Raw genomic sequence first — 11538 nt, 5'->3', positions numbered from 1 at the left:
TATTTATGCTGTTTAAATTCATTAAAGCTAGAGCGATAGGGTAATAGCTCTAGCTTGGCATACTGGCAGGATCAGTCAATAGCTAAAAAAGATCCTTAGAAAATAATTTGTCTTGGTGAATAGTTACAAATTATTTTATGTTTGATCGCAATTGAACGCATAACTTCATCACAATAATGGGTCTTTAATTATTGTAGCATTGCTGTAATTTATTGGTTAGTTTTGTGTTAAACCTTGATGCACTGTCTTTTTTTACCAGCAATGATTAGCATGGCCTCATTTCCCTTACCCCAAAACAGTACCTCTTCACTTATATATTTATTCCCTGATGCACTTTTTTCGTGATTAAGTACATGCACTTTATTGTTAAAGATAAGTTCGGCTTCAGAATTATTAATGATATTGAGTTTTACGCTCTCATCATCGCATTGGTAAGCAGTACTGGTTTGTAAATCACTACATGCGGACAAGCTTAGTAAAATAGCGATTAATGCTAAATATACTTTCATTTTTCCTCCCATCTTCTTTAAAAGTTAGTTAAAACACAGGGCAAAATTTTAATCTAATGTAAGAATAACAAAGCAAAATTAACCGTTGGTGAAAGTAGCGCTTTACGTTATGTTTATAGCAATATTTTTTGAGCTCGGAAGCTTTATGGCAGGCACTAACCTTTTAACGTTATTAGACGATATAACCACTTTACTTGATGACATTGCGACAATGAGTAAGGTAGCAACAAAAAAAACAGCGGGTGTATTAGGCGATGACTTAGCGCTCAATGCACAGCAGGTTACAGGTGTTGCAGCAGAGCGTGAATTACCGGTTGTTTGGGCTGTGGCAAAGGGCTCATTTTTAAATAAAGCGATACTCGTACCCGCTGCTTTATTAATAAGCGTATGGCTGCCTTGGTTAATAACACCGCTTTTAATGATGGGTGGTTTGTTTTTGTGTTTTGAGGGAGCTGAAAAAGTATTTGCTAAGTTTTTGCCTCATCACAATGAAGCGGTAGATGAAGATGAAAAATTAGATTTAGTTGAGTACGAAAAACAAAAAATAAAAGGGGCAATAAGAACCGACTTTATTCTTTCTGCCGAAATTATTGTTATTACTTTAGGCACTGTGGCAGGCGCTACATTAGTTAACCAAGCTTTAGTGCTTTGTGTTATCGCAATTATAATGACGATTGGCGTTTATGGCTTAGTGGCCGGTATTGTAAAGCTGGATGATGCCGGGCTTTATTTACTCAATCAATCTAAAGTGTCAGCTAATAAATTTAAAGAGTTACTTGGTAAAGGCTTACTCGCAGCAGCGCCTAGGTTGATGCAGTTTTTAGCATTTGCGGGCACCATTGCAATGTTTTTAGTAGGCGGCGGGATTTTAGTGCATGGTGTTGAGTTACTGCATCATACTCAAGTGGATGTAACAAGCTATGCTCAGTCTGTTGCTGGCGGCACAGGAGAAGTATTAGCGCCTCTCTTGTTTGATGGTTTGCTAGGTGTTATTGCCGGCTTAGTTGTTGTGCTCATACATGTAAGTTATACAAAGTTATTTAAAAAATAGTTTATAGCTGGCGTACTTGTTGCGCCAGCTATATTTAAATTCACTCATTCACAGTTAGCTATTTTACAAAGCGATTCTAATTCAAATTGTGCTTTAGTATTTTTTTGCTCAATGGCCTTTTTATACCAATAAATAGCTTGTTGATAATTTTGAGCTATTCCCTGACCATCACGATACATTTGCGCTAAATTTAATTGCCCCCATTGAGAACCCGCTTCAGCAGCTTGCTTAAAGCTATTAAATGCTTCAATAAACAAACCATCTTTAAAATAATTAATGCCTTGTTGATTGTTTTTATCGAGTTTTAAACCTTTATATAGTGGCTTAGGTTTGGGAGGAAACATCACAAACCCGCCATAAAGGCTGTTGGCATAAGGTCGCAGCACGTCATAAATAGCTTCGTCTTTATACAAACGCTTTACTTCATCACGAGGGAGGGTGATTGTTTTAGTGGAGAAGTAATTGTCTTGAATTAGTTGGCTGGTACGCATTGCCAAGGTAATACTATTATTACGTTTATAGCTGTAGTTGCTTATCTGAAAGGTAATAAACTGCTTATCAAAACTTAAAACTTGAGCAATTTTTAAATTGGTTAGGGTCCAGGGTTCGTGTGTAAATTTGTCGGCGTGTACTAAATAGGTGTCATATATTTTAGGTGTATTCAAATAGCTTTGCTTTTGAGTCTCGGTATCAAGGTGTTGTTGATAAAAAAAAGAAACAATCCAAAGCAATAAAAAGACGCCAATAAAGTATTTAGGTAGGCTTAGTTTTTCTATTAACGGTAGTTGCGGTATTTTAACCGGTTCGCTTTTTCCGCATTGATAGCACTCGCGTTTATAGCTTAATTTTAAGGCAAGCATAGGTAAAATGCTAAATCGTAAATAGCGGCTTTTATTTACTAAATGGTAGGCGTCGCTCTGGCAGTGAGGGCAGCGTGTTATTTGTGCAAAATGTGGAAATGATTCACTCGTGTTGAAAAGTAACATAAAGCACGCTCCTTGTTTAATTACCTAAAGGTAAAACAAGAAGCGTGTTAGTCAAAGCTACAAACTGTAAGTAAGTATGTCTGTTATTACTTATTTTGAGCTTTAGGCTTGATAGTGGTTTTTGCATCGGCAGCCATTAGAGCAAATACAGCATATGCAGCGGTATTTTGACGAAGCTTAGCAGGTGTTACTTTATCAAGCGTATCGTCAGCTGTATGGTGGTAATCAAAGTAATCTGTTCCATCTTGAGCAAGTTCAAAAATAGGTGCTGATGTTGCATTTTTAAGCGGAATTAGATCTGGGCCGCCATTCGCTTGGTTTTTACCAATGTATTCAACATTTAATGGCGCAAGCTCTTTTGCTATAGCGCGTACTACAGGAAGCGAAGCGGCATCTACATTTGATTCAAAAGCATATACAACATCGGCGCCAAAATCAGACTCAGCGGCTGCAACAATATTGCTTAGCTCGTTTTTATGCTCTGCAAAATAAGCTTTTGCACCCCAAAGACCTAGCTCTTCAGCTGCAAAAAGTGCCACACGAATACTTCGCTTAGGACGTTTTACATCGCTAATATGTTTAGCGGCTGCCATTGTTAGTGCAACGCCTGCGCCGTCATCTAATGCGCCAGTCCCTAAGTCCCAAGAATCTAAATGCCCGCCAATTAATACATATTGCTCAGGGTTTTCGGTACCATTAAATTGGCCAATAACGTTATAACCAGTGCCTTCACCAAGGCTTTCGGTTTGCACATTAATATTTACCGATACGTCTTTATTTAAAGCGACTAAGCGTGCTATTTGATCTGCATCTGGGTTAGCAATGGTTACGTTAGGTATTTTTGTAACACCTTCTTTATAGTAACTACCACCGGTGTGTGCAAAACGATGATGCCCGGTACTAACAGAGCGCATCATGTAGGCAACAGCGCCTTTTTTAGACGCTTCTATAGCGCCTGTACCTCGTGCTTTTACAGCAGGTCCGTAACCATTGCCGTCTATGTCGCGGTTCATGCGGTAATTAATATATGCAATTTTACCTTTTAAACTGTTCGCCGGTGCGGCTTTTAATTCATCAAGTGTTTCGAATAATACAACCGGCGCTGTAATCCCATCTTTTGGCGTACTTATACTGTTACCTAATGCAGTTAAGTGCAGTGGTTGCTCGCTTGGTGTTAGTATTTTTCCGCTTTCGCTATAACGACGCCATTCAGGAAACGTGGCTTTTTCTAGCCATACTTTATCAAAGCCCAGTTCATTAAATTTGGCTTGAGCCCATGCCACGGCTTTTTTATCGTTTTCGGTACCGGGAAGGCGTGGGCCTACTTCAGTTGTTAATGACTCTAGTAATTTATAACTTAAATCACTATTTAGTGCAGAGGTGCGCACTTCGTCTACTTGTTGTAATTGCTTTTGGGTAAATTCGGCGCTGTTAGCGTTTGCAGCCATACTGCTAGTAAGCAGCAGTGCGGTAATTAATTTTTTCATTTGGGTAGGCCTTTTTAATAATTAGCGCTATTAGAGCATGTAACAAACATGATAAAAAATAGATGAGATGAATAGGCTTTGTAATAGGTTTAATGCTGTTAGGTATAAACGTTTAGATATAAAAAAAGCCCGCGTAAATGTACGCGGGCTATATTTTAACACTGTTATTTAAGGCATTTATTTAAAAGCTAAATTGCGCTGCTAAACGAAGATTTGTACCCTCGCCAACAGTTACATTACTCGTGCTGCCACCACCTAAATAGTTGTTATCAAATAAGTTTTCGATGTTGAGGCGTAAGTTAATATCGGTATTGCTTAAGTTAAACTTATAAGTGGCGCCTACATCAACACGTGTATATGCATCTTTAGTAATTGTATTATCGCTATCTGCAAAGCGCTCGCCTTCATAAAAAGCACCAGCGTTAAAAGCAATCGCATCATTTAGCTCATAACGAGTCCACAGAGATGCTGACCATTTAGGTGCGTCGGTTGGGCGTTTACCTTGCAGCTCCTCATTCGCTCTTTCATAGTTCGCATCTAAATACATCGCAGAGGCCATTACAAATAAACGATCTGTTGCAGCGCCTTGTGCTGCAACTTCAAAGCCTTTGTGGCGTTGTTCGCCAACCTGATTTGTCTCGGTTGTAACTGAGCCAATAGGAGCCTCAAGGTCTGCAGTGACCAGCGTTCCATTTTTACTTATATCGAAAACGGCACCACTAAGCAGTAAACGGTCATCAAGCAGTTGCCATTTTATGCCAAGTTCTCTTTGTTCAGAGGTAACAGCATCTATTTCCATACCGAAGTTAATATCAGTTTCGTCGGTGATGGTCTCATTTTGTGGCTCAAAGCCTTCTGAGTAACTAGCGTATATAGTTGCAGAAGCATTTGGGTGATAAAGCACACCTACTTTTGGTACAAATGATTCGTTATTTTGGCCTTCACGCGTTTGCTTATCGTAACGGCCACCTAGCGATAATTGCCACTCTGGTGAGAACGAAATTAAGTCTTGGACGTAAATACCGTAGTAGTCGTATTCAGTTTCGCTTATTGTATCATCTGTTTTATAGCTTATTGATGGACGAGATGGCTCGTCTTGACCTGCTGAATAGTAAAGGTATTCTTCTTTAGGCAGTGCTGTGCGTAATTGCCCGTAGTAGTAATCAAGCGAGTTAGCACCAACTAGGAATTGGTGATGAATACCAGCTGTTTCAAATTCACCAATAAAATCAATAAATGCAGTTTTAAATTGCCAATCGTCAAAACGGTCGTAAGGGCGAGATTCATAACTATCGCCTTCAGCAAAGCCAGCTGGCATACGCGGTGCTGACTCAAAGCGTTGGCGTTCAAATGTTTGTTCGTTATAGCCAAGCTTTACTTGCCAGTTATCGGTTAAAAATACTTCTAGGTCTACACCTAGGTTTTCTACGGTTATATCGGTAAACGCCCAAGACATATCACGGATTGTTTTATCATCACCAATTACATTGGCATTATCGTCTATCCATGCGCCCGTATCTAAACCTGCTTCGTCGTCCGTGCGGTCGTAATGCACACGTACTAATGCGTTGTCGCTAATATCGTAATCTACAACTAAAGCACCTAAAAAGCGGTCACGCTCGCGGTTTTCACCGTTTTGGTATTCACGCCAGTAATCAACATCTTGTTTAACTAAAATCCCGCGAGCACGTAAATCTTCAGATTCAGTCAAGGCGCCTGCAGCATCTACCATAAAGCGCGTTGAGCCATGTTGATCTACATCGGCACTGGCATTAAATAATGTTTGTGCTGTAGGCTTTTTAGTAACCATGTTCACCAAGCCACCCGGACCTGATTGACCATATAAAATGCTCGATGGGCCTTTAATTACTTCAACTTGTTGTAAAATTTCGATTGGTTGTTGGTAGTGCGACCAATGCTGATGCCCATCACGTAAATAACCTGTTGATGAGCTTAGCTCAAACCCACGTAAGTTAAATACCTCACGATTTCGTTGTTGTGAGCCTGCAGTTAAGCTTGCGTCATTTGTGAGTACTTCGCCAAGGGTAGTGGCAAGTTGCTCACTAATAATAGTGTCGGTTATTACGGTTACAGATTGTGCGGTTTCAAGTAATGAAGCTGATGTTCTCATTGCGCCATTAGCGTTATCTACTTTGTAATCGTTAAAGTAGCTACCTTTTACTTCTATACGCTCAAGGTCAGTAGTGTTTGCGTATGTGTTTGTTGTAATGCTTGCTAACAGTGCTATGTAAAGAGAATTCAGTTTCATTGTTTGCTTCCAGCAGTGATATGTAAAAAACAATCGCGATCTTAATGCAAACTACTATCATTTTCAACACCTTTTGTTAACGTGCTTTATTATGTGTTTGTTAATGGTTGCTAATTACGAATTCTGCTATTATTAGCAGCATATTTAGTGGGGCTTTCCCCCACGTTATTTTTATTGCTATGGAACTTACTGTGACTTCAACTGCTTTTTCATCTTTGGCTTTACCAGCTGGACTCGTTGATAACTTATCAACACTTGGCTATGCCCACATGACACCCGTACAAGCACAAAGTTTGCCGCCTGTACTTGCTGGTAAAGACATCATTGCTCAGGCAAAAACCGGTTCAGGTAAAACTGCTGCGTTTAGTTTGGGTGTGTTAGCTAAATTAAACGTAAAACGCTTTCGTATTCAATCTTTAGTCTTGTGTCCGACTCGCGAACTTGCCGAGCAGGTTGCGGTAGAAATGCGTAAATTAGCGCGCGGCATTCATAACATTAAAATATTGACGTTATGTGGTGGTGTTTCAATCGGCCCGCAAATAGGCTCGCTCGAACATGGTGCACATATTATTGTTGGCACGCCAGGGCGTGTTGATGACCATATTCGTAAAGGTACTCTACGCTTAGATGATGTAGAAACATTGGTGCTTGATGAAGCCGATCAAATGCTTGATATGGGTTTTCAAGACACACTTGATGCAATTATTGAGCGTATTCCACAAAATCGTCAAACATTGTTATTTAGTGCTACATTCCCAAGAGCCATTGAAGCAATTGCTAAGCGTGTACTTAAAAACCCAGAAATGGTTAAAGTAGAAGAAGAGCAAGCAAAAAGCACAATTAAGCAGTACTTCTACAAAATGGATAACAATAAGCAGCGCTATCCAACGCTTAAGTTATTACTTCTTAAATTTACACCACAAAGCTGTGTTGTATTTTGTAATACCAAAGTAGAAACTCAACAAGTGTGTGATGATTTAGCTGACGAAGGCTTCAGCGCTGTTGCATTGCACGGTGACTTAGAGCAACGCGATCGTGAACGTACGCTAATTCACTTTTCAAATAAAAGTGCTTCAATACTTGTTGCAACCGATGTTGCTGCACGAGGTTTAGATATTGATGACATGGATATGGTTATTAACTACCATTTAGCACATGACACGCAAACACATGTTCACCGTGTTGGCCGAACTGGGCGTGCTGGTAAAAAGGGCATTGCTTGTTCTATTTACGGTGAAGCTGAAGCGTTTAAAATTGCACAAATTGGCGATCATTACGAGCGTGATATTACTCCAGAACAAATGCCGCCGTTTAATTTATTAGATAAACCGCCGTACCGACCTGAAATGGTTACTTTGATGATTGATTCAGGTAAAAAGCAAAAAGTACGTGCAGGCGATATTCTTGGTGCTCTAACAGGTAAGGATGGGGTTGCAGGTCGTCAAGTAGGTAAAATTAACGTACTTGATAACGTAGCATTTGTTGCTGTTGAACGTAACTCATCAAAACCAGCACTTCGCAAACTAACCGAAGGCAACATTAAAGGGCGTAAAATACGCGCTCGTCGCCTTACTCGTTAATTTAAACTTCTAAATTAATAGATTAACGAGCAGCTACCTTTAGCTGCTCGTATTGTAATTTTATTTTTTTAAACTTCACTTCACACCCACTTGGTTTATCTGGGTGCATTTGTAACGCAAGTTGTCTCCAGCGCTTTTGAACGTTTTTAAGAGTAAAATTTTCAGGTAACTTCCATTCTAAAGCCAACTCTTTAAATTCATTTTCATTTAAAGCCTGTTGTGGCGATGTCGTTTTAAACTGACGCCAAAAGCTATTTAAAAGCTCATCAATCTGCTCTTCACTAGTATCGTAATTATGCCAATCTAAATAATAATCTCGCAAATTCTCGCTTGTTGTTACTAAACTATTATCTCCTTTTTCTAAAAGCTCGATATGCAGAGCTGAAATGAGTAAACTCTGAGGGCGTAATTGTGCCTTAAGTTGGTACAGTGCATTCATAATTAAAAAGTTACGTTTAAATAAATCACGTTCAGGACTTTTATCGAGAGTGGTCATAGCGCTACGGGTGGTCAGTTCTGCTGCTAAAGTATGAACTTGCCAAACCTGCTTTGTTAGTATTAGCTCAAAAATCTCATCAATCAGTGGGTTAAGCATTGTTTAGGCCCTAGTAGTTGGTGTATCTTCAATAAAGATTACACTGATATAAGTAACGGTTTGAAGGATTAAAATTATGCTGGGCAAGTTAAAATGCCTCTTATTTACTATATGCTGTGTACTAATAGCTCCTGGCTATGCCCAAAATACTGATTCTTTATTTGAGCAATTCAAAAACGAAGTGCAGTGGGAGCCTAAATTACAATTAGCAAACATGCTACTTACTAATAAAGATGCCTCCAAAAAAGAGCGGGTCGCTGTTTATTCGGCATTGGGTAATAGTGCGTTATCGGCTGATAATTTTAAAGAATCTTTACACTATTTTAAATTACTAGAACAACATACTTCAGATACATTCTTTCCTGATGAGCACTTTCGTGCAATTAAAATGCAAGGTGTGGTGCTCTTCTATCAAGGTTTATTTCAAAAAGCCATTATTGAATACAGCCGTACCCTAGTATTAGCTGAAAAAAATGAGCAATTACTTGAACAAGCAAATTTACTAAATAATATTGGCTTGGCCTATTTTAATATGAACAAGTTAGGCGATACTCTAGAGTTTTATTTAAAAGCAAAAGCTATTTACGAAGCGCACGGCAGTGAACAAGATCAAACCGATATACTACTTAATATAGCTGGCGTTTATATACGCTTATCACGCTACGATAGTGCGTTTAGTCTTTATCAAGATGTACTTAAAGTTTATCAGCGATTAGATGATAAAAGCGGTATTGCGCAGGTATATAACAATATGGGTGTTGCTCATATGGAGAGCAACCAATTTGACTTAGCACTGCATTATTACCAGCTAGCGCTGCGCTATTATATTTCAGCTAATGATTACAATAAGTTATCTACACAATATACTAATTTGGCAAATACTAATTTAGTATTGAAAAAAGTTGATGAAGCATACGAGCAAGCTAAATTAGGTGAGTACTATGCGCTTAAAATAGATAACCATAATTTAGAGCTTAATGCGTTACATGCGCTGGCTAAGATTCAGTTTGTTAAGGGCAATTTAGATGAGGCTCAAATAAATTTAGATCGAGCTATTTTACTTGCCCATGAATACGGCAGTGAGCGAATAATTAGGGAAAGCTTGGGGGCCAAAGCACTTCTTGAAGCGAGTAAAGGCGATTATTCAAGTGCAATGGCTTTGCAACAAAAATACATTAGTGAGCTGCGAAAACTCAGAAGTACGGCAATTATTAATGCGCTAGCGGTGCTTCAGCATCAATTTAAAGCAACGCAATTAAACCAGGAAATAGAAAAACTTAAACAAGATCGCCGTGTGCAAGAACTGAAAATGTCGCAGCGTTCTCAGCTTACTTTATTCTCTTTTTTACTATTACTTTTAGTTGTAGTAACGGGTATTGCACTTTACCGTCGTGGTGCAGAAAAACGCGCTAAGCAGCAGTTAACAGAACAAGTTACGCAACGTACTGCAGAATTGCAGGCAATTGCACAAGAGCTGAGAGAAGCCAACGATGTTAAAAGCCAGTTTTTAGCTAATATTAGTCACGAAATTCGCACTCCACTAACGGCTATTTTAGGGCAAACAGATGCCTTAATTAATGAATTATATGAGCCTGAGTCACTTAAAGATGAATTAAGAGTAATTCAGCGTCACAGTGACCATTTAAAAAGCTTAATAAATGACGTACTTGATTTAAGTAAAATTGAAGCCAATAGATTAGAGTTAAATATTTCGTGCTTTGATATTGTCGAGCTCGTAAGTGATGTACATGCCATGTTTATTACCCAAGCAAAAGCAAAAAATCTACACCTTATTTTAGACAATCAAGTGGGTAATGAGTTTTACACTAAGCTCGATTTGATTCGCGTAAAGCAGGTTCTTATAAACCTGTGTGCCAATGCTATTAAGTTTACTCACGCTGGCCAGATCATCATTGCTTTAAATAAGAGTGATCAAGGGCTGGTTATTATTATAAAAGATACCGGTATTGGTATGAGCTCTAAACAGTTAAAGCTTATTTTTGAATGCTTTAGCCAAGCAGATAACAGCATTAGCCGTCGCTTTGGTGGTACAGGGTTAGGTCTTAGCTTATCGCAACAATTAGCCGCGATGATGGGCGGTTATATTAGCGTACAAAGCGAATACAAAAAGGGCAGTCAGTTCTCGTTCTTTTTACCGTGCGCAGAAGTAAATAAATCGCAAAGCATGATTGAAACTCAAAGTACTTTTAAGGAAAATAAGCGATTGGCGGGTCGTGTTTTACTTGCGGAGGATCATCCTGATAATCGTAGGTTAATAAGCCGCTATTTACGCTCAATGGGACTCGAGGTTATTGCTGTTGAAAATGGTGAGCAAGCGGTAGAGCAGTGCTTAAAAGAATACCCTGACTTAGTATTACTCGATATTCAAATGCCAGTGATGGACGGGCGTTCAGCTTTTCAACTATTGAAACAGTGTGGTTTTGAACGGCCTATTTTTGCTTTAACAGCAAATGCTATGAGTCATGAAGTAGATAGTTACTTAGAGTTAGGGTTTACAGGTTACTTAGGTAAACCGATAGACAAAGAGTCATTTTATAAAGCGCTCTCTAATCACCTACATAATGCAGAAGATCAGCCAATTATAAAGCAAAATGAAGTTGATATGAGCGATCTTGTGATTAGTTTCAAGCAGAGCTTTGCTTTGGAGAGTGAAACGATTACCCAGCATTTTATAAGCGAAGATTTAGGTGCGCTACAAAAAGATAGCCATCGCATTTTAGGGGCTGCACAAATGTTTGGTTTGGATGAAATTGCGCAATCGGCTAAAAATTTAGACAGAGCACTTCTACACAGAACCCAAAAAAGCAGTGCAAATGATTTTACAGCGCTCGTTGATACACTGCAGAGTGTACTTAAAAAGTATAATGAGAGTTAAACTGTATTTAATCCAGACACAAAAAAAGCGCCTTAGGCGCTTCAGATTGACGATAAACCCTGCTTTTTTGTAGGGTTTACTATTTTTGAGCAGCCGAAGGCTGCGATCGCGATATTTTTCTGGTGTTGTTATTATTCTTTAGGTTTTATTGCTGATGTGACTTTT

8 protein-coding genes are annotated in these 11538 nt (G+C 38.9%); 3 read left to right on the top strand and 5 right to left on the bottom strand.

Annotation, left to right across the window (positions count from 1 at the left end):
- Positions 1-227: 227 nt before the first annotated feature.
- A complete protein-coding gene (locus QL998_RS19265; RefSeq protein ID WP_197103219.1) occupies positions 228-509 on the bottom strand; it encodes an MliC family protein in 282 nt (93 codons plus the stop codon).
- Positions 510-654: 145 nt separating this feature from the next.
- On the opposite strand from QL998_RS19265, the gene QL998_RS19260 reads away from it, so the two are divergent.
- Complete coding sequence (locus tag QL998_RS19260; protein ID WP_290193301.1) at positions 655-1560, top strand: DUF808 domain-containing protein; 906 nt, start codon at positions 655-657, stop codon at positions 1558-1560.
- Between the two features lie 44 nt (positions 1561-1604).
- Here the strand turns inward: QL998_RS19260 and QL998_RS19255 are convergent, their stop codons facing one another.
- The 3 genes from QL998_RS19255 to QL998_RS19245 form a co-directional block, all read right to left on the bottom strand.
- Positions 1605-2546, bottom strand: coding sequence for a tetratricopeptide repeat protein (locus tag QL998_RS19255; protein WP_182195485.1), 942 nt, complete (start codon positions 2544-2546; stop codon positions 1605-1607).
- A gap of 86 nt (positions 2547-2632) precedes the next feature.
- Positions 2633-4033 carry a M20/M25/M40 family metallo-hydrolase gene (locus QL998_RS19250; RefSeq protein ID WP_182195487.1) on the bottom strand — a complete coding sequence of 467 codons (1401 nt, stop codon included), beginning with the start codon at positions 4031-4033 and terminating at the stop codon, positions 2633-2635.
- A 181-nt stretch (positions 4034-4214) separates the two neighbouring features.
- Positions 4215-6302: a TonB-dependent receptor gene (locus QL998_RS19245; RefSeq protein WP_290193300.1), complete on the bottom strand. Its 2088-nt coding sequence runs from the start codon at positions 6300-6302 to the stop codon at positions 4215-4217.
- Between the two features lie 191 nt (positions 6303-6493).
- On the opposite strand from QL998_RS19245, the gene dbpA reads away from it, so the two are divergent.
- Positions 6494-7882 (top strand): ATP-dependent RNA helicase DbpA, encoded by a 1389-nt coding sequence (gene dbpA, locus QL998_RS19240; protein WP_002960948.1) that lies wholly within the window; start codon positions 6494-6496, stop codon positions 7880-7882.
- Between the two features lie 22 nt (positions 7883-7904).
- Here dbpA and QL998_RS19235 read toward each other — a convergent pair whose 3' ends face one another.
- A complete protein-coding gene (locus QL998_RS19235; RefSeq protein ID WP_290193299.1) occupies positions 7905-8477 on the bottom strand; it encodes a DNA-J related domain-containing protein in 573 nt (190 codons plus the stop codon).
- A 76-nt stretch (positions 8478-8553) separates the two neighbouring features.
- Between QL998_RS19235 and QL998_RS19230 the strand changes: the two genes are divergently transcribed.
- Positions 8554-11373, top strand: coding sequence for an ATP-binding protein (locus tag QL998_RS19230; RefSeq protein WP_290193298.1), 2820 nt, complete (start codon positions 8554-8556; stop codon positions 11371-11373).
- The last annotated feature ends 165 nt before the right edge of the window (positions 11374-11538 follow it).

The sequence above is a fragment of the Pseudoalteromonas sp. APC 3691 genome (genome assembly GCF_030408135.1).
In the GTDB taxonomy this organism is placed as follows: Bacteria; Pseudomonadota; Gammaproteobacteria; order Enterobacterales; family Alteromonadaceae; genus Pseudoalteromonas.
This window is presented reverse-complemented; position numbering and strand designations above follow the sequence as displayed.